We start from the raw sequence: 24,982 nt of genomic DNA, 5'->3' as shown, positions 1-24,982 counted from the left end.
TCTTCCATGACCTCGACCGCCCCGGGTGCGCTGCTCGTCATCGGCAGCGGGCTCAAGCTCTACCGCGAATACCTCGTCCGCAGCGTGGCCGAGCGGGCCCGTGAAAGCGGGCTTCGGCTGGTGCTGATCAACAACCTCAACCCGACCTGGCAGCACGAGTACTTCGACGACATCACCGTCGTCAACGTCTTCGACCACGCACTGCTCGCCGAAACCGCCCGCAAGCTCGCGACCGGGTACACGATCGCCGGCGTGCTCTGCTGGGACGAGCCGCTGGTCATGCCGGCGGCCGAGCTGGCCGCCGAGTTCGGCGTGCCGGGCCTGAGCATCCCCGGCGTGCACGGCTGCCGCGACAAGCACAGCTGCCGCGTCCGGCTCACCGCCGCCGGGCTGCCGCAGCCCGGTTTCCACCTGGCCACCGACCTCGACGACGCCCGCGCGGCGGTCGCCCGCATCGGGTTCCCGGTGGTCGTCAAGCCGCGGGCGCTCGGCGCCAGCATGGGCGTCTCCCTCGCCCGGGACGCGGCCGAGTTCGACGCCGCCTACCGCGTCGCCCACGAGGCCAGCCTCGTCGGCGACGAGCCCTACCGCGGCGGCGCGATGATCGAGGGCTACGCCGACGGCCCGGAGATCAGCATCGACGGCGCCGTCCACAAGGGCGAGTACCTGCCGATGTTCCTCGCCCGCAAGAGCACCGGCATGCCGCCGTTCTTCGAGGAGACCGGCCACGTCGTCGACTCCGCCGACCCGCTCCTGAAGGACGAGGAACTGCTGGGCGTGCTGGCCAAGGCCCACCACGTGCTCGGCATCGAGAACGGGATCACCCACACCGAGGTCCGCCTGACCCGCTCCGGCCCGGTGATCATCGAGGTCAACGGCCGGCTCGGCGGCGACCTCATCCCGTTCCTCGGCAAGACCGCGACCGGCATCGACCCGGGCAGCGTGCTGTTCGACGTCGCCACCGGGCAGCGCCCGGACGTCTCGCACAGCCGCGAGGGCGTCGCCGGCATCCGGTTCGGCTACCCGGACCACGACTGCGTCCTGCACTCGATCTCCGTCCCGGCCGAAGCCCCCGGGCTGGTCACCGCGTCCCCGATGGCGGAGCCCGGCACCACGCTGCGGCTGCCGCCGGGCGGCTACATCGCCCGGCACTCGTTCGTCGTGTGCCAGGCACCCGACCGCGACACGTGCGAGCAGCGGCTCGCGCACGCGGCCTCGCTCGTCGAGGCCGGCGTCGAAGAGATCGAGCCGCCGCCCGTCGGCACCACGCTGGCGATGCCGGCCGGACTCCTGGACGTGGACGAATGAGCGTCGACTACCACGGCCGCCGGTTCCGCGCGCTGGGCGGCGGTGACGGCACGTACGCCGAGTACCACCAGCACGGCGACCTGGTCTGGGCCACGTTCGAGGGCGGCCACGTCCGGCGCGGCACCGTCACCGGCGTCTGCGGCCCGACCGGCGTGCTGCGGCTGGCCTACACGATGGTCCTGGTGACCGGCGAGGTGATCGCCGGCAACAGCGTCAACACCCCGCAGTGGCACGGCGGTCACCTGGTGCTGCGGGAAGTGTGGGAACGCCACGGGGACAACGCCGCCAAGGGCGTGTCCTACCTCGAGGAGGTCCTCGCGGCCGAGCTCGAGCTCGCGGGAGCGGCGCGATGACCGCGTGGGACACCCTGCGCGGCCTGGTGGACGGCGAACTCCGGCTCCCCGGCGACCGCGGCTTCGGTGAAGCCACGGCGCCGGTGAACCGGCGGTTCGCCGCCACCCGCCCCGCGGCGGTGCTCTCGGCCGCCCACGCGGGCGACGTCGCCCGCGCGATCGAGTGGGCCCGGGCGGAGTCGATCCCGCTGGTGGCCCGCGGCGGCGGCCACAGCTACGCCGGCTTTTCCGCGAACACCGGCTTGGTGCTGGACCTGCGGCGGCTGTCCGGGATCCGCGTCGACCGCGGCACCGGGCGGGTCACCGTCGGCGGCGGGACGCAGATGAAGGCGCTCTACGCCGGGCTGCGACCGTGGGACCTGACCTTCCCGCTCGGCAACTCCGACACCGTCGGCATCGGCGGCCTGACCCTCGGCGGCGGCGTCACGACGATCTCCCGCGCGCACGGCCTCACCTGCGACGCGCTGGTCTCGACCGACGTCGTCCTCGCCGACGGCTCGGTCGTCACGGCGTCGGAAACCGAGCACCCGGACCTGTTCTGGGCGTGCCGCGGCGGCGGGGGCGGCAACTTCGGCGTGAACACGAGCTTCACGTTCCAGGCGCGCCCGGCCCCGGCCGGCTCGACCTGCCTGCTGCTCTGGTCGTGGCCGCACGCGGTCGAGGTGCTGGCCACGATGCAGGAGATCATGCTGGCCGCGCCCGAGGCGTTCTCGGCGCGGATCGGCATCGCCCGCTCGTCGGGCGACGACGGCGTCGTCTCCGTGGTGGGCCACCACCTCGGTTCCGCGGAAGAACTGCGTGAGCTGCTGGCGCCGGTCTTCGCCGTCGCGGCCCCCGACCGCGCCGACATCGAGGACCGGGACTTCTGGGAAGCCGCGACGTACCTGCACCACGCCAGCGAGGGCGGGGCGTTCGCGGCCCGGACCCGGTGCAGCCCGCGGGCGATCGGCGACGACGGCGTCGAGGCGCTCGTCCGGGCCGTCGACAAGTGGCCGGGCAGCGGCAACCCCGACGGCGCGGGCGCCGCGCTGTTCGCCTGGGGCGGCGCGATCGGCCGCGTCCCGGTGGGGGACACCGCGTTCCCGCACCGGGACACCCGGTTCCTGCTCAGCCTCGACACGTCGTGGGCCGAGGACGACGCGCCGGGCGTCGTCCGGGCGAACCTGGACTGGCTCCACGCCCTGCACGCCGAGGCGGGGGAGTTCGCGCCGGACGCGTCCTACGTCAACTTCACCGATCCGGACCTCGAGGACTGGCGCGGCGCCTACTACGGGCCGAACGCCACCCGGCTCGCCGAGGTCAAGCACCGGTACGACCCCGACCGGTTCTTTCTTTCCCCGCAAGGAGCCTGACCACCGGCCGGCCCGCTCCGGCGGGCCGGCCCGTACCCCGGGAGCAGCCGAATGTCCCCCGACCTGCGTGGCGTGATGCGCACCTTCGCCACCGGCGTGTGCGTCGCCACCACCTACCGCGACACCCCCGGCGGCCGTCGCCACGACGCCGTCACCGTCAACTCACTGGGCTCGATCTCCCTCGACCCGCCGTTGATCTCCCTGTCCTTCCGCAAGGAGTCGGTGTTCCTCGCCGACCTGCTCGACACCGGCCGCTGGGTCGTGTCGATCCTCCCCGCGAGCGCGCGGGAGCTGGCCGGGCGCCTCGCCGGCCCGCGGTCCTCGCGGGTCTCCGAAATTGCGGTTCTCGAAGCGACTCCGGGGGAGCGGACCGGGGCGCTCGTGCTCGACGGCGCGAGCTGGCTGGAGTGCGCGCTGCGGCAGCCGATCGACCTCGGTGACCACACGCTGGTCGTCGGGGAGGTCCTGGCCACCGGCCACGACCGGCAGTCGCCCGCGCTCGTGTTCGTGCACGGCACCTACCACTCCGTCACCGATCCGCGGCAGGTCTCCGGGCCGGGCCAATGGGGTGAGGCGGTGGGGTGAGGCGCCCTGGCCCGGCTCGGCGCGGTCGGGCATGCTGAGCGCCCGGCAAGAGGAGACCTGAGACGGTGAACGAAGATTCGATGCGCTGGAACGGCCAGCGCACCGACCGCGTCGACGCGGGGACGCTGCCGGGCCTGGCCCGGCTGACCGGGTTCGTGCGCAGTGTCCGGACCCCGGAGTTCCGGGGCGTGACGTTCCACGAGGTGCTCGCGAAGAGCGCGTTGAACCACGTGCCGGCGGACGCGCGCATGCTGCCGGGCGAGTACACGATGAACCCGTACCGCGGCTGCACGCACGCGTGCCAGTACTGCTTCGCGCGTCCCACGCACACGCGGCTCGGGCTGGACGTCGCCGGTGACTTCGACAACGAGATCATCGTCAAAACGAACATCGTCGAGGTGCTGCGCAGCGAGCTGGCCCGCAAGCGGAAACTTCCGCCACGCGTGGCTTTCGGCACCAACACCGACGTCTACCAGCGCGCCGAGGGCCGCTACGCGCTGATGCCCGGGATCATCGACGCGCTGACGGGCCACCGCGTCCCGTTCTCGATCCTGACCAAGGGCACGATGATCCGCCGCGACCTGGATCTTCTGGTCAAGGCGAGCCGCGCGACGACGGTGCACCTGGGCGTCTCGCTGTCGATCCTGGACGAACAGCTGCAGCAGTCGGTGGAGTTCGGCACGGCGACCACGACGGCGCGCCTGGCCACGGTCCGCGCCATCCGCGACGCGGGCCTCGAGTGCACGGTGTTCCTGTCGCCGATCCTCCCGCACCTCACGGATTCGCCGGAGCAGCTGGAGGAACTGGTGGCCGCGGTGTCCGAAGCGGGCGCGACGAGCGTGCTGTACCACCCGCTTTACCTGTCGTCCGCGGTGAAGGAAGTGTTCTTCACCTGGCTGCGCGGCGCGCACCCGGAACTGGTCTCGGAGTACACGCGGTTGTATTCGTCCGGTTCGGAGACGTCCTACCGCCACGAGATCGGGGCCCGGATCCGCCCGCTCATCGCGAAGTACGGCTTCCCGGACCCGGACGAGACGATCGAGGACAAGTTCGCCCTCAACGGCCGCCGGGGCCAACCGGAGGAGGAACCGGCGCAGCAGTCCCTCTTCTGAGGTGCCGGCCCCGGATCCGCGCCAGCCGGGCAGCCCGTCCGCTGCCCGTGTTGGCCGCTCCGGTCACCATGTTGGCCGTTCCGGTCACCATGTTGGCCGTTCCGGTCACCATGTTGGCCGTTCCGGTCACTGTGTTGGCCGTTGGCGGGCGGCTCAGTCGTTCGCGAGTGACCAACACGGCGACGGGAGTGGCCAACACGATGACCGGAGTGGCCAACATGGCGACGGGAGTGGCCAACACGGCGTTGTCGGACCGGGCTCAGGCGAGCAGTTCGTCCGTCAACGTCCTGATGCGGCCGTAAAGCGCGGTCCCCGTGAGCCCGCCGGCGTCGGCCAGCAACCGCTCGCGGCTTTCGCGGTCACCCAACGCCGTCGCGAGGCGTTCGCCGCGGCCCTGGGGAGCGAATTGGCTGGCGTTCGCGCCCACTCGCGTGCCCATGGCCCACAGCTCACGGGCGATCGCGGCCCCGCCCCGGAAGGCGGCCGGCTCCGCGCCGCCCATCGCCCAGGCGCCCAGCAGCGGACGGTCGTGGGCGGTCAGGACTTCGGGGGCGCACGGCACGCAGCGTCTCGGCGGCCCGGGCGTCGGCGCCGAGCCACACGTGGAGGACGGCGACCGCGATCCGGAAGACGGCCGGCGGGCCGGCCCGCAGCAGCGCGTCCGCGTGGGCCGTGGCCTCGTCGGGCCGGCCGCGGCGCCAGGCCGGCTGGGCCAGGCCGAGCCGCGCCTGGTGGACGTCGAGATCGGCCGAACCGGCGGTCTCCCGCAGCCGGCGCTCGGCCTCGGCGTCGCCGGCCAGTGCCAGCTGCGTGTCGAGCAGCACGCGGGTCGACCGGGCGTCCTGGGCCGCGCCGACCAGCGCCAGGTGCCGCTCGCTGCGGCGCAGCCACTCGTCGGATCCGGTCGTGTGCCCGGCGGCGTGGGCGGCCATCCCCATGTCCGTCACGTCGGTGGTGCCGTCGGCGAAGGTGAGCTCGTGACGGCCTTCGCCGAGGGTGCGCACGCCGTCGACCCGGCGGCCCCACCGGACGGTGCCTGCCGGGAGGGAATCGAGCAGCAGCTGCCGCAACGTGGCCCGCTGCGCTTCGGGACTGCCGCCGGTGCCGTCGTCGGCCCGGTCGTACAGCACGGTCCCGTCCGTCTCGACGACCCGCATCGCTTCCCGGCCCGGCAGGACGATGGCGCGGAAATCGTCGATCAGGCCGGCCGTCCGGAGAGCGCGCTGTCCGCTGTGGTCGTGGATGTCGAGCATCCCGCCTTGGGCGCGGGCCGTCGGTGAGGCCTCCGCTTCGTGGACCGTGACCGGGATTCCGTGCCGGGACAGGACCCGGGCCAGGATGAGACCGCCGAGTCCGGCGCCGACGATCGTGACGGGAGTGCGCATGGGTGCTCCTTCGGTGACGGTGGTGCGAATTGCCACCGAGCGTGTGTGACCCCGCCGACACGGCCCCGACACGACGCCGACATGACGCCGGCACGCCTTTCCCGGAGATGTCGCCGATACGCATTGGCTGCCACGAGCCTTGCGGATCCGGCGGAATTCGAGTAAGGGCAGGTGATCGCCCGAAAAATCGGGACCCGCGCTGCCCGGCCCGCGACGGCGGCGTTAGTGTCGCCGCCGTTGTAGGCGCACCGAAACCGACCCGTGATCTCGGTCGGCAAACCGAGTACTGTTCGGGCACCAATCGGACTCGAGGAAGTGGAGCGATGTCGGAACGACCGCCCGCACAGCATCGGGAAGAACGCGAGTCAGTCGGCCGGGCCGTAATCGGGGTAGTGGTCACCGCGGTCGTCGCCGCGGCGATCTGGACGTGGATATCCCTGTCGGTTTCCGGTGGTCAGGGGATTGTCATCGCCATCGCGGGCGCGTTCACCGGGATCGTCGCGTGCGTCGCGGTGTTCTTCGCGCTGCGCCGCACCGATCAGGTCGCGCACGCGACGGGGCAGACGCGGACCGCGCTCGACGAGGCCCAGCAGGCCCGCGAGTTCGTCCGGTACAGCGACGGTGAACTGGCCCGGCTGCTGGAGCAGACGGTGCCCGACGCCGTCCGGCGGCTGCGCGGCGGCGCGCCCGCGGACAGCGTGCTCGCCGAGGTCCCGCGCCCGGCCGATGAGCTCCACCAGCGCGTCCTGCGGCTGGTGGTCGACGAGATCGCCGTCGGGGAACGTCGGCGCGCGGCCGCGACCGCTGCCTGCGCGAACGCCGCGGGCCGGCTGCAGGCGCTGGCGACCAGCACCCTCGGGGACCTGCGGGAGATGGAGAACCGGTCGTCCGACGCGATGCTCGGGGACCTCCTGAAAGTGGACCACAGCACGGCGCAGGCGGGCCGGCTGGCCGACAGCATCGCCGTGCTCACCGGCGCGCGCTCGGGCCGCCGCTGGACGAAACCGATCCGGATGGAGAGCATCCTGCGCGGCGCACTCGGCCGGATCGGCGCTTATCAGCGGGTCCGGGTGCATTCCGCGAGCGGGGTGGCCGTCGTCGGTTACGCCGCGGAAGACGTCATGCACGCGCTCGCCGAACTCATGGACAACGCGACGAAGTTCTCGGCGCCGTCCGAAGAAGTGCACGTTTATGTCGAAGATCTGCACAACGGCGCGGTCATCACCATCGAGGACGGCGGCCTCGGCATGAAGGCGCAGGCCCTCGTCCGCGCCGAGCGCGCGGTGTCGCTCGACCAGCCGCTCGACCTGACCTCGATGTCGGGCACGCGCCTCGGCCTGGCGGTCGTGGGCTGCCTGGCCCGCAAGCACCAATTGCACGTCTTCTTCCGGCCGTCTTCGCGTGGGGGGATCGGTGTTGTCATGCGCATTCCGACGCAGCTGATCACGCAGCCCCGGCCGGAAACGGTGCCGGAGGCCGACGATTCCGCCGCCGTCGCGTGGCCCGGGCCCGCCGACGACACGAGCCACGAGATCACCGGCGACCTGGCCGAGCCGTCCGAGCTGCCGCGGCGCTCGCGCGGGCAGACGCTGACCGCCGCGTCGCGCCGGCCGCCGTCGCCCACGCCGAGCACCGCCCGGGCCGAGCGGGACACCGGTTCCCGGTTCGGTGCCTTCCAGCAGCGGCGCAGCGGCAGTGCCGCGCCGTCGCGCCACGCCGCCTCCCCGGCGGACACCGGCGAAGACGCGTGACCCGTCGCTCCCCCCGAACATCCGCACCCCGCCAGATTGGAGCGAGGGGACCCGCCAGCCCGGTCCCCGGATTCGATGACTGATTCGGACAAGAGCCTCGAATGGCTCCTCGAGAACCTCGTCGGCAACACGGCCGGCGCCTGTCACGCGCTCGTGTTGTCCCGTGACGGCTTGAAGCTCTGCCACACCCAGGGCCTCACCGTCGACCGTGCCGACCAGCTGGCCGCGATCGCCGCCGGCGTCCAGGCGCTGGCGCACGGCGCGTCGGTCGAGTTCGGCGACGGCACCGGTGGCGTGCGGAACTCGATGACCGAGTTCCACGGCGGGATCCTCTTCATCGTGGAGGCGGGTGTCGGCTCGCACCTGGCCGTGATCGCCACGGAGGACGCCGACGTGGGCCTGATCGGCCACAACATGGACGAGCTGGTGGAACAGATCGGCTCAGTCTTCACCGCCCCGCCGCGCTTCACGGCGGCTGACCACCCGGCTTCGTGACGCGCTCGGCGCTCGACGGGGAGGACCCGGACCGGCTCTACACGGTCACGGGCGGGCGCAGCAGCGCGGACGACATCGACCTCGATCTCGTCACGTTGATCGTCCGGGAGTCGCAGCCGTCGGCGGGCATGCAGTCCGAGCACGTCAGGATCCTCGAGATCGCGGCGAAGCCGACGTCCGTCGTCGAGCTGTCGTCCGATCTGGCGCTACCGGTGAGTGTGATCAAGATTCTGCTCGCGGACCTGCTGGCGACGGGCAAGGTGTCCGCCCGACATCCGTCGTCGGCCCAGGCCGCGGGACGGACCTCCGACTCGGAATTCCTCAAGAAGGTGCTCGTTGGACTCCGCAATCTCTGAACAAGACGAACGGCTGCCCCTGGCCGACACCGCGACCGACGGCCTGAAGATCGTCATCGTCGGCGGCTTCGGCGTCGGGAAGACGACCATGGTCCGGTCGGTCAGCGAGATCCGGCCGCTGAGCACCGAAGAGACGATGACGCAGGCCGGGATCGGCGTCGACCACACCCGCGGGGTGCAGGCCAAGACGACGACCACGGTGGCGTTCGACTTCGGCCGGATCAGCCTCGACGAGCAGCTGGTGCTCTACCTCTTCGGCGCGCCGGGGCAGGAACGGTTCTGGTTCCTCTGGGACAGCCTCTTCGCCGGCACCCTCGGCGCCGTCGTCCTGGTGGACGCCCGCCGGCTGGCCGAGTCCTGGTACGCGATCGACCGGCTCGAACACCACGGGACGCCGTTCATCGTGGCGCGCAACAACTTCGGGCCGCCGAAGCACACCCTCGACGACGTCCGCGCCGCGCTCGACCTGCCCGACGAGGTGCCGCTCGTCGACTGCGACGCCCGCGACCGGGACTCGGCCAAGCAGGTGCTGATCTCGCTCGTCGACCACCTCTACACCCTGTCCACAGTCCGGGAGGGCGCATCGTGACCGGTTTCCAGACCAGCACCCCGGCGGACACGATCCCCGCGGCGGACCGCGTCCGGTTGTACGGACCCGAGTTCCAGAAGGATCCCGCCGCGCTCTACGCCCGGATCCGGCGCCAGTACGGCGGCGTCGTCCCGGTCCTGCTCGACGGCGACATCCCGGCCTGGCTGCTGACCGGCTACCGCGAGATCCACCAGGTGTGCCAGGACTCGCAGCTGTTCGCCCGCGACAGCCGCCGGTGGAACCAGTGGGGCAACGTCCCCGACGACTGGCCGCTGCTTCCCTACGTGATGCACAACCCGTCGGTGATGTTCACCGAGGCCGCGGAACACCGGCGGCGGGCGGGCGCGATCGGCGACGCGCTGTCGGCGGTCGACCAGTTCGACCTCAGCGCCCACTGCGAGCGCATCGCGGACCGGCTGATCGACGAGTTCGCGGGCTCCGGCGAAGCCGACCTGATCGCCCGGTTCGCCCAGCAGGCGCCGCTGCTCGCGATCGCGAAGATGTACGGCATGCCCGACTCGGAGGCCCCCGCGCTGGTGCGGGACGTCGCGCTGTCGCTGGACGTCGGCCCGGAGGCGCTGCCCGCGTACGGGCGGGTGCAGGAGGCGATGGCGCGCCTGGTGGCGGTGAAGCACCAGCAGCCGGGCGCGGACGTGCCCACGGCCATGATGCAGGACCCGGCGAACCTGACCGACGACGAGGTCGTCCAGGACCTGCTGGTGGTGACGGCTGCGGCCCAGCAGCCGACGGCCAACTGGATCGGCAACACGATCCGGCTGATGCTGACCGACAGCCGCTTCGCGATGACGCTGTCGGGCGGCCGGGGGAGTGTCGGCCAGGCCCTCAACGAGGTCCTGTGGCACGACACGCCCACGCAGAACTTCATCGGCCGCTTCGCCACGCGCGACACGGTGCTGAGCGGCGTCCGCGTCCGCGAGGGCGACTTGGTGGTGCTCGGCCTGGCGGCGGGCAACGCCGACCCGCACGCCCGCCCGGACGCGGCATCGGGCGCCCTGGGCAACCACGCGCACATGTCGTTCGGCCACGGCGAGCACGGATGTCCCTACCCGGCGCCGGAAGTGGCCGAGGTCATCGCCCGCACGACGGTCGAGGTGCTGCTGGACCGCCTCCCGGACCTGGAACTGGCGGTCCCGGCGGAGAACCTCGTGTGGCGGCCATCGGTGTGGATGCGCGGCCTGGAGAGCCTGCCGGTGGTCTTCACCCCGGTCCACGTCGCCGGCCCGGCGAAGTGGTGACCTGCCGGCGCTCCCGCTCGTATGTCCGTGAAGGCCTCCTTACCGGCTCTTATGGCCGGTAAGGAGGCCTTCACGGACGACGGGGGTCGGCGGGCGGCGGGCTAGCTCGCCTGGCCGGGCACGGCGAGCGGGTGAAGGCGGCCGCGATCTCCGCTTCGCTGTGCAGCCACTCGGTGCTCACGCCGGAGCGCCTACGCCGGGGTGAAGACCACCGGCAGCGACGCCGGTCCCCGGGTGAACACGCCTCGCTCGGCCGGTTCCGCGCCCTCGGCGAGCCGGACGTCCGGCATCGCGTCCAGCAGCTGGTTGACGCCCACCTCGATCTCGGTCTTCGCCAGCAGCGCACCCACGCAGAAGTGCCGGCCCAGCGCGAACGACAGGTGGCTCGCCGCCGCGGAAAACGCTGTCTCGGTCGGGAGGTCCGTGCGGAAGATGTCGAACGCGCCCGGGTTCGCGAAGCGGCGCGGGTCGCGGTTGGCGGCGCCGATCAGGCAGGTCACCGTGCTGCCGGCCGGGATCTTCTCGCCGCCGATCTCGACGTCTTCCGCGGGCTGGCGCATGATCATGTGCACCGGCGGGGTGTGGCGCAGGGTTTCGGCGAACGCCTTCGGGATCAGGCCGCGGTCCGCGCGCACGGCGTCGAGCTGGTCCGGGTGCTCCAGGAGGTTCCGGAACAGGCTGGCGATCGCCTTGTCCGTGGTCTCGCCGCCGGCGGCCAGCAGCAGGCTGCAGAACGCCTTGATGTCCTCGTCGCTCATCGTGGTGCCGTCGACTTCCGTGGCGCAGAGCGCGGAAAGCAGGTCGTCACCGGGGTTTTCGCGGCGGTCGCGGATGATCGGGATCATGTACGCGGCGAGCTCGTCGTGGGTCTCGAGGCCGGCCGCGGTGACGCCCTCGTCCTGGCTGAGGTTGCCGAGGAAGGCGATGATCGCGCTGTACCACCGCTGGAACCGGGCGTGGTCGCTCTGGTCCAGACCCAGCATGTCGACGATCACGTTGATCGGGAAGTGCCGGGCGTAGTCCGTCACGATGTCGGCCGAGCCGCGGCCGCGGAAGACGTCGATGAGCTGCGTGGAGTTGCGTTCGATCACCGGGCGGAACTTCTGCTCCAGCTCGTTGCCCCGGAACGCCGGCGCCACCAGGGCCCGCCGGATCGAGTGCTCCCGGCCGCTCATCTGCAGGATGGTCCGGCCGTGCACGGGTTCCAGCTGCCAGCCGTAGTTCTCGGTGGTGAACACGCCCTCCTTGAAGGCGCGCGACACGTCCTCGTAGCGCGAAATGACGTAACTCTGCATTCCCTCGTGCCAGATCACCGGCGAATGCTCGAGCATGACGTCGTAGGCGGTGTACGGATCGGCGGCGAACTCCGGAGACAGAAGGTCCGGCGCGTGCCCTGCTGAAGTCACGAGGCTCCTTTACTCGACGGTCGATCAGCAGGTTATCGGGGATAGTTGCCATTGCGAAAGAGTTTGCGCGGGGCTATTCACCCAAAACGACGTGGAAGATCTTCTCGTCGCTGTTGTCGGGAATACTGTCCTTGTCGCCGTTGTTCGTCGTGGTCAGCCACAGGCCGCCGCCGGGTGCGGGTTCCACCGTGCGCAACCGCCCGTAGGTGCCGTTGAAGTACGCCTGGACGTTCGTCAGGTCGCTCCCGCTGATCACCTCGCGGTACATCCGGGTCCCGCGTTCGCACGCGACGTAGAGCACGTCGCGGACGATGGCGATGCCGGAGCAGGAGCCGTCCGCCGTCGGGTACGTGCGCTTCGGCGCGATGAAGCCCGCGGTGCCGCACGTCCCTGAGGTGCCCTCGCACGCCGGCCAGCCGTAGTTGCCGCCCTTGGTGATCAGGTTGGTCTCGTCCATGATCGCGTTGCCGAACTCCTGCTCCCACAACCGGCCCTGGGAGTCGAACGCCAGCCCCTGCGGGTTGCGGTGGCCGTAGCTCCACACCTGGTTGCCGAACGGGTTGTCCGAGGGCACGCTGCCGTCCGGGTTGAAGCGCAGGACCTTGCCGTTGAGGCTGGTCTTGTTCTGCGCGTTGTCGCCGTTCTGGGCGTCGCCGGTGCTGGCGTAGAGCTTGCCGTCGGGGCCGAAGCGCAGCCGGCCGCCGTTGTGGAACTTGTTGCGCAGCAACCCGCTGAGCAGGACCTGTTCCGAACTGGTGGTGAGCTTGTCGTTCTCCAGCTTGATCCGCACGATCCGGTTGTCGGACGGCGAGGTGTGCATGACGTAGAGCCAGTGGTCACTGGCGAACGTGGTCGCGACGGCCAGGCCGAGCAGGCCGCCTTCGCCGTCGGTGTTGTCGACGCCGGGGACCGTGCCCACGGTGGTCTTGGCCCCGGTGGCGGGGTTCAGGTGGACGATGTCGTGGGCGTCGCGCCGGGTGTAGAGGATGGTGCCGTCCGGCAGCGTCACCAGGCCCCACGGGATGTCGGTGTCGGTGGCGATCTGCGTCACGGTGCACACGGACGAGCCGCAGGCCGCGCCGGTGGTAACGGTCGTGGCCGCGCTGGGCGCCGACACGTTCGCCTGGGCGTCCCGCGCGACGACGTAGTACGAGTAGCTCGTGTTCGCCGCCAGCCCGCTGTCGACGAAGGTGGTCGCGGGCGGCGCGGTGGCGGTCCCGGTGACCGTGCCGGCCTTGGCGCCGCCGCGGTAGACGTCGTAGGCCCGGACGCCGATGTTGTCGGTGGCCGCGGTCCAGTTCAGGGTCACCGTCGTGCCGGACGCGGAACCGGTCAGCTTGGTGGGCGCGCTCGGCGCCTGGGTGTCCGGCTGGCACTGCGGCGGGGTGATCGGCACGGTGGTGCTGGCCTGCGAGACGTTGCCCGCGGCGTCGCGGGCGTTCACGTACAGGCCCCAGGTCACGCCGCCGACGACGGTGAGGCTGGTCGACAGGGTGCTCCCGCTCACCGACTTCATCAGCTGGCCGTCGTGGTAGACGTCGTAGAACGCGACGCCCACGTTGTCGGTGGCCGCGTTCCACGAGAACGTCACGGCGTCGCAGACCAGGTCGCTCACCCGCGGGTTGCCCGGCACGCCCGGCGGCTGGGTGTCGGCGGCCAGCGACGTTCGCCACTTCTGGTTGCCGCCGTTGTTGCAGGTCCACAACCCGACCAGGGTGCTGTTCGCGGTGCCCGCCGCGGTGACGTCCAGGCAGAGGCCCGACTGCACGCCGGTGATCGTGCCGTCGGTGCCGATCCGCCACTTCTGGTTGGCGCCGCCGTTGCAGGTGTAGATCTGCGCGTCGGCCGGGGAGGTGGTGCTCGCGCCGGCGACGTCGAGGCACATGGTGCCGTCGTACACCCGCAGCTCGCCCGCCGCGGTGAACGTCCAGCCCTGGTTGGCCTGCCCGTTGCAGTCGTAGATGTTGACGCGCGTCTTCGCCGCGGTGCTGTTGCCGACGACGTCGAGGCAGCGCCCGGAGGCCACGCCGACCACGGTCGAGCCGGTGGCCGCGGTCGCGGTGGTGGCGGTGGGCGCGACCACCGCGGCGGCGGCGATCACGGCGGTCAGGACACCGAGGCGCAGTCGCCGACGGACGTTCGAGGAGAACATTCTCCTACCTTTCAAGGTGGATCGGCCGGAGACCGCGGGGAGGGGGCGGAGTGCCGCACCACTGTCGTGGGCCCGCGACCGGACGTCAAGACTTGTCCGGCGGCTTGTCCGCTTGGTCGGTGGTTACCGTTGTACGGTGTGTCATATATCAGATCGGACTTTGGGAGGCCTGGTGGAACTCACCCGTCGCCGTGCGCTGGCGATCAGCGCGGCCGGTGTGGCCGCCGCGGGACTGCCGACGTCCGGAGCCGCGTCGGCGGCCGGAACCGGCGCGGCACTCGCGGGTCCGGTGACCGAGACGATGCTGCTCACCGGCAGCGACGCCGACCACACCGTCGACTGGGACTTCCAGGTCACGGCCGGCCGGCGCGCGGGGGAGTGGGCGACGATCCCGACGCCGTCCAACTGGGAGTGCCACGGCTTCGGCAGCTACCACTACGGCGGGGACCTCGTCCCGGCGGAGAAGGGCAACTACCGGCACCCGTTCACGCCGCCGGGGTCCTGGGCCGGCCGCCGGATCTTCCTGGTGTTCGAGGCCGCCATGACCGACGCCGACGTGCGGGTCAACGGCGTCTCGGCGGGGCCGGTGCACCAGGGCGGCTTCTACCGCTTCCGCTACGACGTGACGGCCCTGCTGCGGCTCGGCGAGCCGAACCTGCTCGAAGCGACCGTCGGCAAGGAGTCGGCCGACAACTCCGTGAACGACGCCGAGCGCCGCGGCGACTTCTGGAACTTCGGCGGGCTCTTCCGGCCGGTGTCGCTGGAGGCCTGCCCGGCCGCGCGGATCGACCGCGTCGCGATCGACGCCCGCGCGGACGGGACCTTCACCGCCCAGGTCACGCTCGCCGGGGTGACCGCGGCGGGCCGGGTGTCGGCCCAGCTGCGCCGGCTCGACGGCACGGCCGTCGGCGGCGCCTTTTCGATCGCCGTGGCGAGCGGCGCGACCGGCGCGACACTGACCACCACCGCGGCCCAGCCACCCCTGTGGACGGCCGAGACGCCGAACCTGCACCAGGTCGAGCTGACGCTCGCGAGCTCCGCCGGGGTGCCGTGGCACAGCACCGTCGAGCGCTTCGGGTTCCGCACGATCGAGGTCCGCACCGGCGACGGCGTCTACGTCAACGGGAAGCGGATCGTCCTCAAAGGAGCGAACCGGCACACCTTCTGGCCGACGTCCGGCCGCGCGTCGAGTCCCCGGCTCGCCCGGCTGGACATCGGGCTGATGAAGGACATGAACATGAACGCCGTCCGGATGTCGCACTACCCGCCGGACGCGTACTTCCTCGACCTCTGCGACGAGCTCGGCCTCTACGTCCTGGACGAGCTGACCGGCTGGCAGCACCACTACGACGAGGGCGTCGGCGCGCCACTGGTCGCGGCCCTGGTGCGGCGCGACGTCAACCACCCGTCGATCCTGTTCTGGGACAACGGGAACGAGGGCGGCTGGAACACCGCGCTGGACGACGACTTCGGGCAGTACGACCCGCAGCGGCGGGCGGTGCTGCACCCGTGGACGACCTTCAGCGGCGTCGACACCAGCCACTACCAGACCTACAGCAGCACCGCGAGCAAGGCCGCCGGCGCCACGGTCTTCATGCCGACCGAGTTCCTGCACGGGCTCTACGACGGCGGGGCCGGCGCCGGGCTGAACGACTACTGGAAGCTCATGGGCGGTGCCCAACGCTCGGCGGGCGGGTTCATCTGGGCGCTCGTCGACGAAAGCGTCGTGCGCGACGACCGCGGCGGTGCCCTCGACACCAACGGCAGCCGGGCCCCCGACGGCATCCTCGGCCCGTACCGCGAGAAGGAAGGCAGCTTCTTCACGATCAAGGACATCTGGTCGCCGGTCCAGCTGGCCAGCCCGGCCTACTACGACACGGTGTTCCCGGCGTCGTTCGACAAGACCGTGAAGCTCGTCAACCGGTACGACTTCACGAACCTCCGGACGTGCCGGTTCGGCTGGCAGCTGCTCGCGTTCCCCGCGCCCGGCGCGGGCCCCGGTCACCAGGTGCTCGCCCAGGGCCAGGCCGGCGCGCCGGACGTCGCCCCGGGCGCCACCGGCGCGGTGACGCTCGGCCTGCCCGCCGACTGGACCGGCGCCGACGCGCTGCGGCTGAGCGTGACCGACGCGACCGGCCGGGACGTCGCCGGCTGGACGTGGCGGATCCGCAAGGCGCCGGACTTCGCCGCGCGCCTGGTCAAGCCGGCGACCACCGGCAGTGTCACCGCAGCTGAGACCGCCACCGACGTCACGCTCGTCGCCGGTGCCACCCGGGTCACCGTCAGCAAATCCAGCGGACGGCTGACCGGCGTGCGCCGCGGCAGCGCACCGGTGTCGCTCGGCAACGGTCCCGCCCCGGCCGGCGGGACGGCCGCGCTCACCGCGTTCAGCCACTTCCGCGACGGCACCGGCTGGGTCGTCCAAGCGGACTACACCGGCGACCTGACGTCCGTGCGCTGGCGCCTGGACGCCAACGGCTGGCTGCGGCTGGAGTACCGCTACCGCGCCACCGGCGACCACGACCACCTCGGGGTGAACTTCGACTACCCCGAGGCGAACGTGCGGGGGCTCATGTGGCTCGGCGACGGGCCGTACCGCGTCTACAAGAACCGGCTGCGCGGCGTGCAGCCCGACGTCTGGAGCAAGCCGTACAACGACACGGCGACCGGGGCGAGCGGGTTCGGCTACCCGGAGTTCAAGGGCTACCACGCCCGGACCTGCTGGGCGGTGCTCGACACCACCGAAGGCGCGGTCACGGTGGTCGCCGCGGACGAGGGCCTGTTCCTGCGGTTGTTCACCCCGGCGGTGGGACCCGACCCGCAGAACGCGGTCGTCACCTACCCGGCCGGCAACCTCTCCCTGCTCGACGGCATCGCGCCGATCGGCAACAAGTTCCACGGCGTCGCCTCGCTGGGCCCGGAGAGCCGCCCGAACGCGGCCGCCGGCGACTACCACCGGACGGTGTACTTCCGCTTCGACGCGTGATCGCCGCTGGTCCGGGCACTGCCCGCCGGGTAACTCGGGAGAATTCGGGTACCCCGCGACCATGACGATCGACGACGAAGACCACGGGCGGGTGCCCGGCGAAGACGAGAACGGGACCGAAGAGCGGACCTTGGACCGCGGGCTCGCGCCGCCCTCGGTGGAGCCCGAGATCACCTCGACCCACCCGCTCGACCGCGGGCTCGCCCCACCCGACGAGGAAGAATCCGGCAAAAGATGAAACAGTTTTTGTCTTGAAGAGAATAAGGGGTGCGAGGTTCACTCGTTCGACTGAATCGATGACTGCATTGAGTTATTGCTTGAAACATCTGTAACTCTCTTGTGGAGCAGATCGACTGTTTGGGGGTCAGAAGACTGCGAACCGTGACGTCGATGAGGCGCGCGGTCGCTGACGGGAGGCCGAGAGTCGATGGGTGTTCCTGAGTACGGGTATTCGATCGTGCACCGCCGCGCCTCCCGCCGGCCACGGGTCCTGGCGGGCGAACGGAAACGCTGGCTGCTGCTCGCCCTGGTCACGTTCGCGGTGGTGCCGGCCGACGACGACGGCAGCGCCTGGGCGATGGTCGCCACGTTGGCGGTCGTGATCCTGCTGGTCGTGGCGGGCCGGGCAGTGCGCCGGGCCGCGGCAAAGGTCGACGCGGCCCTGGTGGACGAACTGGACCCCCAGTGACCGGAATCGCGCCCGAAATGCGACCGGGCGCGATTCTCGCGGGCATTGCTCGTAACAGATGCAATCGCAACGTGACATCCGATCCCGCGAGGCCCGCTCGCCTCACCCTCGCACGCCGAAAAGCCGTGAAGGCCTCCTTCCCGGCTCTTATGGCCGGGAAGGAGGCCTTCACGGCTTTTGGGGAGAGCGGAGCGGAGGTCGCCTTCGCGGGCTCCCCCTGCGGCACGGTGGAGCCGGTGCGGTGACCGGCTGTGGCCGGTCGCGTTACCTGAACGGCCGCATCGCCCGACCGATCGGCGGGGCGGTGACCTACAGCCAGTGGTTCACCGCCTGCTACGGACCATACTTTCGTGTAGCCCCCGATGTGGTCACAGGAGTTACCAAAGTGGTTAAACTGCCAGCCCAGGTGCAGGTGGTCCCGATCCGGAGGTGGCGTGACTCTCGCAGTCGACTCGGATGTGTGGTCAGGTTATCGGTGGGACCACGACGTCGCGTCACCGGCGCGTATTCGTGACGCGGCCCTTCGGGGCCACGACAACTACGCCACCGATCGCGCCGCGCTGCGCGACCTGGACGAGGCCGCGCCGGGTTTCACCGATCTGCTGCGCGCGGCCCGAGCGTGGCACGTGCGGGTCGTCCGCCACCTCGCCACCCGCGGCGTCGACCAGTTCCTGGACCTGGCCGCGGGACTGCCGACCGCCCAGGACAACACGCACCAGACCGCGCAGCGGGCGAACCCCGAGGCGAAGGTCATCTACACCGACACCGACAGCCTCGTCCTCAGTTACGAACGCGCGCTGCTCGACGACAACGACAACACCGCGGTGGTGCACGCCGACCACCTGGAGCCGTGGCACCTGCTCGGCCACGAGACGGTCTGCACGGCGTTCGACCTCACCCGGCCGGTCGCCGTGCTGCTGACCACCGGCGTGCAGCACGAACCGGACGACGCCCGCCTGGCCGCGGCCCTGGCCGGCTACCGCGCGCTGCTGCCGCCCGGTTCGGTGCTCGCCCTCAGCTGCTGGGCGGAACCCACCGGGGCCGGCTTCGCCCCGCGCGCGATCGAACGCACGTGGGAGTCCCGCTGCCACCGCCCCGTCCGCTGCCGCACCGAAACCGGCGTCGAGCGCCTGTTCGCCGGGTTCGACCTGCTGGACCCGGGCTTGGTACGCCTGCAGGACTGGTGGCCCGACGGCCCGGCCCTGCGCGTCCCCCGCCCGGCACAACGGCTCGCTGTCGGCGGTGTCGGGATGAAGCGGTCCTAACGCTGGTACCCGGCGAAGATCTCGCCGAGGACGCGCCGTGCGTTCACGGCTTCGCGCTTGTCGCGGCCCCAGGTCCGGGCGCACGTGACGAGCGTCTTCCACAGTGCCCAGCCGCGGCCGCGGGCCCAGGTGGCGTCGTCGAGGGACAGCCGCTCGCGGAACGCCTGACGGCCGTCGGCCGTCAGCAGGGTCCACGCGACGGCCACGTCGCAGGCCGGGTCGCCGGCCCCGCACGTGCCGAAGTCGATGACCGCCGCCAGCTTTCCGTTCCGCAGCAAGAGGTTCCCCGGGGCGACGTCGCCGTGGAACCAGGTCTCGACGCCGTCCCAGCGCGCGTCCAGCGCCGTCTGCCAGATCTCACCGGCCAGGTCGACGTCGACGTGGCCGGCCAGCTTCGCGAGCGCGCGCCGGGCCGGCTCGTCGTACGTGCGCAGGGTGCCGCCCCGGAACCAGTTGTGCGGGCCCGGCCGGGGAGCGTCCGTGGTGTCGACGCTCCGCAACGCCACCAGGAAATCGGCGAGGTCGGCCGCGAACCGGACGGGGCCGGCGATCCGGTCCGCGCTCGCGGGCTCGCCGTCGAGCCACGGGTGGATCGACCACGGGAACGGATAACCCGCGCCGGGTACGCCTTCCGCCAGCGGGACGGGGATGGGCAGGGGCAGCTGCGGCGCGAGCACCGGCAGCCAGCGCTGTTCCTTGGCGACCGCCAAGGCGTACTCGGCCGCGCTGGGCAACCGCACCGACATCGTGTCGCCGAGGTGGAAGGTCCGGTTGTCCCAGCCGCCGTCCGCCACGGGTCGGACCGGAAGACCGGCCCACCGCGGGAACTGCTCGGCGACGAGCCGGCGGACCTGGCCGGCGTCGACGGTCAGGCGCTGGGGCACGGGACCGAGCGTGGGTGTGGTGCTCACCCGGTCATCATGATCTGTGAGGTACCGGCAGCGGGACCGAATTATCCCGGTCCCGCTGCCGGTCGAGTCAGGACTGGATGTTCTCCAGGTCCTCGAGCAGGCTCGGGTGCTTCGGCTCCCAGCCGAGCGCTTCCCGGGTGTGGACGCTCGACGAGGGCTGGTCGGCCGCGAAGATCGGGCCCAGCGGGCCGAACGTCTCCTCGGCCACTGATTCGACCGGCAGGCCCAGGCGCCGGCCGATGACCGCGGCGATGTCGCGCACCGCGTCACCTTCGTCGGCCACGGCGTGCCAGGCGGTTCCCGCCGGGGCCTGCTCCAGGGCCAGCCGGAACAGGACGGCCGCGTCGAGGGCGTGCACCGCCGGCCAGCGCTGGGCGCCGTCGCCCGGGTAGCCGGACACGCCGGTCTGCCGCGCGATGCGGGTCAGCAGGCCGGCGAAACCGCCGTCACCCTCGTTGTGGACGGTGCGCGGCAGGCGCACGGCCGAGCTGCGGACCCCGCGCGAAGCCAGCTCCAGGGCGGCCGTGACGGCGCGGCCGCGGCCGCCGACCGGCCCGTCGGTCGGCGCCGGGTCGGCCTCGGTGGAGAGGCGGCCGGACACCCACGGCGTCCCCGAGACCGTGACGAACGGGCGGTCGCTGCCGACGAGCGCCTCGCCCAGGGCCGCGATGGCGGCGCTCTCCTCGGCGACCGACCGCGCGACGGCCTCGGCGCTGCTGAAGTCGTTGCTGAAGGCCAGGTGGATCACCCCGTCGGCCCGCGCGGCCCCGGCGCGGAGGACGTCCAGTTCGGCGATGTTTCCCCGCACCGCCTCGGCGCCGGCCTTCTCCGCGACCAGCGCGGACGCGTCGGAGCGGGCGAGCACCGACACGGTGTGGCCGTGGCCGAGCAGCTCCGCGACGACGGCGGAGCCGACCAGCCCGGTGCCGCCGGTGACAAAGACATGCATGGGACTCTCCAGAAAGTGATGGGACTAGTGTCTCATCACGCTACCAGAGTGATGCGACACTAGTCCCATCACCTATGATCGCCCCATGGCACGATGGGAACCGGGGGCGCGTGAACGGCTCGTCCTGGCTGCCGTCGACCTCTTCACCGAGCAGGGGTACGACGCCACCACGGTCGCGCAGATCGCCGAGCAGGCCGGTGTCACGAGAAGCACCTTCTTCCGCTACTTCCCGGACAAGCGCGACCTGCTGGTGGCCGGGCAGGAAGCGCTGAGCAGGCTGCTGGCCGAGGGGATCACCGAAGCGCCGCCGGGGGCCACGCCGCTCGAAGCGGTCGCGGCCGGCCTCGAACGCGCGGCGAGCACGATGGGCCCGATGAACCGCGAACTCGGCCCCCGGCTGAAGGCGGCCGTCGCCGCCAGCGCCGAGCTGCAGGAGCGGGACGCCCTCAAGAGCGTCGGCCTCGCGGCCGCCATGACTTCGGCACTGGTCGCCCGCGGAGTGCCCGATCCGATCGCCCACCTCGCGGCCGAGCTGGGCGTCCTCGCCTTCAAGCGGGCCTACGCCGAGTGGTCCGACGCCGACCGCGACACCGCGGGCGAGTTCGCGCCGTACGTCCTGGCGGCCCTGGACGAGCTGCGCGCGGCGAGCGCGTCCCTGGGCTGACCTGGCCTTCGAGCCGAGGTTGCGTTCGTGTGGCACATCGCACCCGCGGTGCACGAGCCGGACCCGTGACCGTCTTCCTTCATGAGAGCACTTTCGGTGAAAAGATCACCGGAAGACGGAGGGAGATCTCATGAACCGCACCGGACTCGTCCGCACCGCCACCGTCGCCGGCCTCGCCGCGGCGCTGGGTTTCGCCGCCGCCGCACCGGCCATGGCCGCGGGCCCGGACCCGGTCACCACCGTCGCCGACCTGGACGGCAACGGGGAGATCGAGACCGTGACCGCGCAGCTGACCGGGGACAGCGACCAGCTGATCTCGGCCACGGTGAACGGGACGTACACGTCGATCCACCTGCCGGCCGACAGCCAGTTCGGCATCGAGGCGCCGCGGGTGACCGACCTCAACGGTGACGGCCGGGCCGAGCTGGTCGTCGCGCAGTCCATCGGCGCCAACACGACGTTCTACTCCGTGCTGCACTACGACGGCCGCAACCTGAGCCAGGTCGTCGGCGCCGACGACAAGCCGTTCTCGGTCGCCGAAGGCGGCGGCGTCGCCGCGCACCTCGGTTACCAGTGCACGCCCCTGGAAGGCGGCCGCGCCTTCACGACCGTCGCCGCCGAGGCCGACGACGTCAGCCGCCCCGTCGACCAGCTGACATACTCGGGCACCCGCACCGTCTACACGCTGCGCGACGGCGCGCTGAGCGTCCACGAGAAGACGCCGTTCAGCGCTCGTCCCGCGAAGGACCCGGTGCTGGCCACGGATTCCGGCAGCTGCGCCTGACCCGCGGCGACGTCGGGAGGTGTCACCCGGCGCGGGCGTGCTTCACGCGCGCGATGTAGGTGTTGGACGCCGGGAGGTACGACAACACCAGGGCGAGCACCGACACCGCGGTGCTGACGTAGTTGACCGCGGTGCCCGACGTCGCCACCAGGGACGCCACCTGCAGCAGCGTGACGATCGTCAGCACGATGCGGGCCCAGTTCCGGCCGGCCTTGAGCCGGAAGCTCAGGAACAGGTACAGCACGGCGAGCACGACCAGCACCCCGATCCCCACCGCCTGCCCGAAGGTCGCCGACCGCTGGATCTGGTCTTCGGTCAGGTGCGCCGAAGACGAGCCGGCGCTCGCGGTGCGCAGCGCCTGTGCCAGCTCGTCCCGGTAGCCGAGCAGCAGCCCGGCGCCGACCAGCGCGGAGATCGTCGACACGAGGTAGCCGAAGAACGCGGCGACCAGCGTGCCCGGGGGAGTGGGGTGGTCCGTTCGGATGTCCATGAGCCGAAAGTAGGCAGGCCATCGGGCCGCCGCCGTGCGGGAAGCCGAAGTCCGTACCGGGGCACGAGAAGCGGGCCGGCTTCCTCATACCCGGGTACGAGAGGCGTCAGGACCGGGCGTCCTTGTCCGAAACCGTGGTGACGAACCGGTGCGCGACGTCGCGCAGTTTGACGTTGGTCTGCTGCGACTGGCGGACGAGCCGCCGCATGGCGTCGTCGGCGTCGATGCGGTGGATCGCCATCAGCATGCCCTTGGCCTGTTCGATCACCGCGCGCGACCGCATCGCGGTGGTGAGGTTCTCGCACTCCGTCAAGGCCACGCGGTAGCGGCGGACGGTGCGCAGCCCGAAGGCGACGAGCGTGGTGTAGACGCTGAGCATGTGCGATTCGGCTTCGGCGAAGCCGTGGTCGCCGAAGCCGAAGAGGTTCAGCGCGCCGTCGAGCGTCTCGTCGACGTTCAGCGGCGCCGCGAGGTAGCTGCCGACGCCGAGCGAGGTGGCGTGCGCGGTGAACTCCGGCCATTCCCGCGTCGCCGCGGACAGCGACACACGGATGACGCGCCCGGTTTCGGCGGCCTGCAGGCACGGGCCGTCGCCGGCTTCGTACTGGTGCCGGTCGATGTCGACGGCGCGCTGGTCCGAATGCGCGGCGGTTTCCGGTTCGCCGTGGTGGATCGCGGTGATGCTGGCCATGTCGGCATCGGGGAACGCGTTGACCGCCTCGGTGACGATGGTGTCGAGGACGTTCTGCTCGCCGTCTTGGGACTCGAGCGCGCGGGTGAGGGCCGAGGCCGACGCGGCCAGTTCGTCGAGCTGCCCGGTGAGGTCCGTGTCCGCCATTCCGGTCTCCGTTCGCCACTGCTGCGTACGTGGGGCCGAAGTCGCGGCCGCCACCACAACCGCTGTGGTTTCAACGGATCAGCAGGGATCCTAGCGGGTCGGCGCCCCGGGTGCGTGAGGCGTTCGGCGGCCCGCGACCTGGCCGTCCACAATGGACCAAATGGCCTACCGGTGGAGACCGTTCGTAACCGCAGCGTCACGATGACGTCCGTCACCGCGGAACGAGGTTTGCCCCGCCGTGGCGGGGGTACCAGCAGCCCGACGAGAGGAGGCCGCCTTGACGACCGTCACGCCGGTCGCGGGCCGCACCGAGCAGGACGAAGCCGTCCCGGTGCCGGCCACGCACGACCACCCGCGATCCCGCGAGCGCAAGCGGGACGACTACTCCCACTGCGCGCCGCTGTTCGCCGAGCTGGCGGCCCTGCCCGAGGGCCACGCCGGCCGGGCGCGGCTGCGCGAGCGGCTGATCCTCGAGTTCCTCCCGCTCGCCGACCACATCGCGACCCGGTTCAGCGGCCGGGGCCAGCCCCGGGACGACCTGGTCCAGGTGGCCCGGCTCGGGGTGATGAAAGCGGTGGACCGGTTCGATCCCACGCACGGAGCGGACTTCCTGTCCTTCGCGGTCCCGACCGTCATGGGCGAGGTCCGCCGGCACTTCCGCGACACCGGCTGGGCGTTGCGCGTCCCGCGCGGCCTGCAGGAGCTGCAAGGCCGGCTTTCCCGCGGCACCACGGAGCTCGCCCAGCACCTGGGCCGGGCCCCGACGCCCAGCGAGCTCGCCGGTCACCTCGGCATCGACGTCGAGACCGTCCGCGACGGCCTGCTCGCGGCGAACTGCTACGAGACGTCGTCGCTGGACCAGCCGCTCAACAACGGCGAGGGCTCCAGTTCCCTGGCCGAGGTGATGGGTGAGCCGGACGCCGGGATCGGGTTCGTCGAGGACCACCACACGCTCGTCCCGCTGCTGAAGAAGCTGCCGGTGCGGGAGCAGGCGATCGTCCGGATGCGCTTCTTCGACGGCCTGTCGCAGTCGCAGATCGCCGCCCGCGTCGGCGTGTCCCAGATGCAGGTTTCCCGGTTGCTGGCCAAGACGTTGCACCAGCTGCGCGAACAGCTCGACGGCTAGGGTCACAAGCGTCGCGGTCCGGAACGCCGGTGCGTACCCGCCCGTGCCGTCGAGGAACGACGTGCCGCCGGAGGTGGCCGACCGGGACACCCGCGAACCAGGCCGCCCGCTCGGCGCCGCCCTCAACACGATGACCAAGCAGGTCACCGCGGGCGCGGCGTACACGCCGTACTACGCCGAC

25 protein-coding genes are annotated in these 24,982 nt (G+C 71.6%); 17 read left to right on the top strand and 8 right to left on the bottom strand.

Annotated elements, in window-relative coordinates; genetic code table 11:
* The first annotated feature begins 6 nt into the window (after nucleotides 1–6).
* The 5 genes from ACLJQZ_RS25960 to ACLJQZ_RS25940 all read left to right on the top strand — a co-directional run bounded on the left by ACLJQZ_RS25960 (nucleotide 7) and on the right by ACLJQZ_RS25940 (nucleotide 4,710).
* Complete coding sequence (locus ACLJQZ_RS25960; protein ID WP_410622468.1) at nucleotides 7–1,308, top strand: ATP-grasp domain-containing protein; 1,302 nt, start codon at nucleotides 7–9, stop codon at nucleotides 1,306–1,308.
* Nucleotides 1,305–1,661: a hypothetical protein gene (locus tag ACLJQZ_RS25955; protein ID WP_247049516.1), complete on the top strand. Its 357-nt coding sequence runs from the start codon at nucleotides 1,305–1,307 to the stop codon at nucleotides 1,659–1,661. Before ACLJQZ_RS25960 ends, ACLJQZ_RS25955 begins: the two co-directional genes overlap by 4 nt.
* Nucleotides 1,658–3,013: an FAD-binding oxidoreductase gene (locus ACLJQZ_RS25950; RefSeq protein ID WP_410622467.1), complete on the top strand. Its 1,356-nt coding sequence runs from the start codon at nucleotides 1,658–1,660 to the stop codon at nucleotides 3,011–3,013. The genes ACLJQZ_RS25955 and ACLJQZ_RS25950 overlap by 4 nt, the downstream gene beginning before the upstream one ends.
* A gap of 51 nt (nucleotides 3,014–3,064) precedes the next feature.
* Nucleotides 3,065–3,598 carry a flavin reductase family protein gene (locus ACLJQZ_RS25945; protein ID WP_326948054.1) on the top strand — a complete coding sequence of 178 codons (534 nt, stop codon included), beginning with the start codon at nucleotides 3,065–3,067 and terminating at the stop codon, nucleotides 3,596–3,598.
* A 65-nt stretch (nucleotides 3,599–3,663) separates the two neighbouring features.
* On the top strand, nucleotides 3,664–4,710 hold the full coding sequence (locus ACLJQZ_RS25940) for a radical SAM protein (RefSeq protein WP_410622466.1): 1,047 nt from the start codon (nucleotides 3,664–3,666) through the stop codon (nucleotides 4,708–4,710).
* 259 nt (nucleotides 4,711–4,969) lie between these two features.
* Here the strand turns inward: ACLJQZ_RS25940 and ACLJQZ_RS25935 are convergent, their stop codons facing one another.
* Nucleotides 4,970–5,149 (bottom strand): hypothetical protein, encoded by a 180-nt coding sequence (locus tag ACLJQZ_RS25935; protein ID WP_410622465.1) that lies wholly within the window; start codon nucleotides 5,147–5,149, stop codon nucleotides 4,970–4,972.
* A 10-nt stretch (nucleotides 5,150–5,159) separates the two neighbouring features.
* The gene (locus ACLJQZ_RS25930) at nucleotides 5,160–6,095 is read right to left on the bottom strand and encodes an FAD-dependent oxidoreductase (RefSeq protein WP_410622464.1); all 936 of its coding nucleotides are present in this window, start codon (nucleotides 6,093–6,095) and stop codon (nucleotides 5,160–5,162) included.
* Between the two features lie 392 nt (nucleotides 6,096–6,487).
* Here ACLJQZ_RS25930 and ACLJQZ_RS25925 point away from each other — a divergent pair, with 392 nt between their 5' ends.
* The 5 genes from ACLJQZ_RS25925 to ACLJQZ_RS25905 all read left to right on the top strand — a co-directional run bounded on the left by ACLJQZ_RS25925 (nucleotide 6,488) and on the right by ACLJQZ_RS25905 (nucleotide 10,542).
* Entirely contained in the window at nucleotides 6,488–7,846 is a 1,359-nt protein-coding gene (locus ACLJQZ_RS25925) for a sensor histidine kinase (RefSeq protein WP_410622463.1), read from the top strand.
* Nucleotides 7,847–7,921: 75 nt separating this feature from the next.
* Nucleotides 7,922–8,341: a roadblock/LC7 domain-containing protein gene (locus tag ACLJQZ_RS25920; protein WP_247049526.1), complete on the top strand. Its 420-nt coding sequence runs from the start codon at nucleotides 7,922–7,924 to the stop codon at nucleotides 8,339–8,341.
* Nucleotides 8,338–8,697 (top strand): DUF742 domain-containing protein, encoded by a 360-nt coding sequence (locus tag ACLJQZ_RS25915; protein ID WP_247049528.1) that lies wholly within the window; start codon nucleotides 8,338–8,340, stop codon nucleotides 8,695–8,697. The genes ACLJQZ_RS25920 and ACLJQZ_RS25915 overlap by 4 nt, the downstream gene beginning before the upstream one ends.
* Nucleotides 8,678–9,286: a GTP-binding protein gene (locus tag ACLJQZ_RS25910; RefSeq protein ID WP_247049530.1), complete on the top strand. Its 609-nt coding sequence runs from the start codon at nucleotides 8,678–8,680 to the stop codon at nucleotides 9,284–9,286. Before ACLJQZ_RS25915 ends, ACLJQZ_RS25910 begins: the two co-directional genes overlap by 20 nt.
* Nucleotides 9,283–10,542 (top strand): cytochrome P450, encoded by a 1,260-nt coding sequence (locus ACLJQZ_RS25905; protein ID WP_410622462.1) that lies wholly within the window; start codon nucleotides 9,283–9,285, stop codon nucleotides 10,540–10,542. Before ACLJQZ_RS25910 ends, ACLJQZ_RS25905 begins: the two co-directional genes overlap by 4 nt.
* 191 nt (nucleotides 10,543–10,733) lie before the next feature.
* Here the strand turns inward: ACLJQZ_RS25905 and ACLJQZ_RS25900 are convergent, their stop codons facing one another.
* Complete coding sequence (locus tag ACLJQZ_RS25900; RefSeq protein WP_410622461.1) at nucleotides 10,734–11,948, bottom strand: cytochrome P450; 1,215 nt, start codon at nucleotides 11,946–11,948, stop codon at nucleotides 10,734–10,736.
* A 73-nt stretch (nucleotides 11,949–12,021) separates the two neighbouring features.
* Entirely contained in the window at nucleotides 12,022–14,100 is a 2,079-nt protein-coding gene (locus tag ACLJQZ_RS25895; protein ID WP_410622460.1) for a PQQ-dependent sugar dehydrogenase, read from the bottom strand.
* A 172-nt stretch (nucleotides 14,101–14,272) separates the two neighbouring features.
* On the opposite strand from ACLJQZ_RS25895, the gene ACLJQZ_RS25890 reads away from it, so the two are divergent.
* The 4 genes from ACLJQZ_RS25890 (at nucleotide 14,273) to ACLJQZ_RS25875 (ending at nucleotide 19,039) form a co-directional block, all read left to right on the top strand.
* Nucleotides 14,273–17,086, top strand: coding sequence for a glycoside hydrolase family 2 TIM barrel-domain containing protein (locus ACLJQZ_RS25890; RefSeq protein ID WP_410622459.1), 2,814 nt, complete (start codon nucleotides 14,273–14,275; stop codon nucleotides 17,084–17,086).
* 61 nt (nucleotides 17,087–17,147) lie between these two features.
* Nucleotides 17,148–17,324: a hypothetical protein gene (locus ACLJQZ_RS25885; protein ID WP_410622458.1), complete on the top strand. Its 177-nt coding sequence runs from the start codon at nucleotides 17,148–17,150 to the stop codon at nucleotides 17,322–17,324.
* A gap of 189 nt (nucleotides 17,325–17,513) precedes the next feature.
* Nucleotides 17,514–17,774 (top strand): hypothetical protein, encoded by a 261-nt coding sequence (locus ACLJQZ_RS25880; protein WP_410622457.1) that lies wholly within the window; start codon nucleotides 17,514–17,516, stop codon nucleotides 17,772–17,774.
* Between the two features lie 434 nt (nucleotides 17,775–18,208).
* Nucleotides 18,209–19,039, top strand: a complete 831-nt coding sequence (locus ACLJQZ_RS25875; protein WP_410622456.1) for an SAM-dependent methyltransferase — start codon at nucleotides 18,209–18,211, stop codon at nucleotides 19,037–19,039.
* Here ACLJQZ_RS25875 and ACLJQZ_RS25870 read toward each other — a convergent pair.
* Together ACLJQZ_RS25870 and ACLJQZ_RS25865 are read right to left on the bottom strand one after the other, a co-directional pair.
* Nucleotides 19,036–19,950: an aminoglycoside phosphotransferase family protein gene (locus ACLJQZ_RS25870; protein WP_410622455.1), complete on the bottom strand. Its 915-nt coding sequence runs from the start codon at nucleotides 19,948–19,950 to the stop codon at nucleotides 19,036–19,038. The genes ACLJQZ_RS25875 and ACLJQZ_RS25870 overlap by 4 nt on opposite strands.
* Nucleotides 19,951–20,017: 67 nt before the next feature.
* Nucleotides 20,018–20,899, bottom strand: coding sequence for an SDR family oxidoreductase (locus ACLJQZ_RS25865; protein WP_410622454.1), 882 nt, complete (start codon nucleotides 20,897–20,899; stop codon nucleotides 20,018–20,020).
* 85 nt (nucleotides 20,900–20,984) lie between these two features.
* Between ACLJQZ_RS25865 and ACLJQZ_RS25860 the strand changes: the two genes are divergently transcribed.
* On the top strand, nucleotides 20,985–21,563 hold the full coding sequence (locus tag ACLJQZ_RS25860; protein WP_410622453.1) for a TetR/AcrR family transcriptional regulator: 579 nt from the start codon (nucleotides 20,985–20,987) through the stop codon (nucleotides 21,561–21,563).
* Between the two features lie 130 nt (nucleotides 21,564–21,693).
* Nucleotides 21,694–22,347 carry a VCBS repeat-containing protein gene (locus tag ACLJQZ_RS25855; protein WP_410622452.1) on the top strand — a complete coding sequence of 218 codons (654 nt, stop codon included), beginning with the start codon at nucleotides 21,694–21,696 and terminating at the stop codon, nucleotides 22,345–22,347.
* A 22-nt stretch (nucleotides 22,348–22,369) separates the two neighbouring features.
* Here the strand turns inward: ACLJQZ_RS25855 and ACLJQZ_RS25850 are convergent, their stop codons facing one another.
* Both ACLJQZ_RS25850 and ACLJQZ_RS25845 read right to left on the bottom strand, forming a co-directional pair.
* The gene (locus ACLJQZ_RS25850) at nucleotides 22,370–22,837 is read right to left on the bottom strand and encodes a hypothetical protein (protein WP_410622451.1); all 468 of its coding nucleotides are present in this window, start codon (nucleotides 22,835–22,837) and stop codon (nucleotides 22,370–22,372) included.
* A gap of 106 nt (nucleotides 22,838–22,943) precedes the next feature.
* Nucleotides 22,944–23,675, bottom strand: a complete 732-nt coding sequence (locus tag ACLJQZ_RS25845) for an ANTAR domain-containing protein (RefSeq protein ID WP_410622450.1) — start codon at nucleotides 23,673–23,675, stop codon at nucleotides 22,944–22,946.
* Between the two features lie 331 nt (nucleotides 23,676–24,006).
* Here ACLJQZ_RS25845 and ACLJQZ_RS25840 point away from each other — a divergent pair, with 331 nt between their 5' ends.
* Nucleotides 24,007–24,801, top strand: coding sequence for a SigB/SigF/SigG family RNA polymerase sigma factor (locus tag ACLJQZ_RS25840; RefSeq protein WP_410622536.1), 795 nt, complete (start codon nucleotides 24,007–24,009; stop codon nucleotides 24,799–24,801).
* The last annotated feature ends 181 nt before the right edge of the window (nucleotides 24,802–24,982 follow it).

Source organism: Amycolatopsis sp. cmx-8-4, from assembly GCF_046548675.1.
In the GTDB taxonomy this organism is placed as follows: domain Bacteria; phylum Actinomycetota; class Actinomycetes; order Mycobacteriales; family Pseudonocardiaceae; genus Amycolatopsis.
The sequence above is the reverse complement of the archived record's forward strand: the minus strand, read 5'-3'. Positions and strand labels throughout refer to the sequence as shown.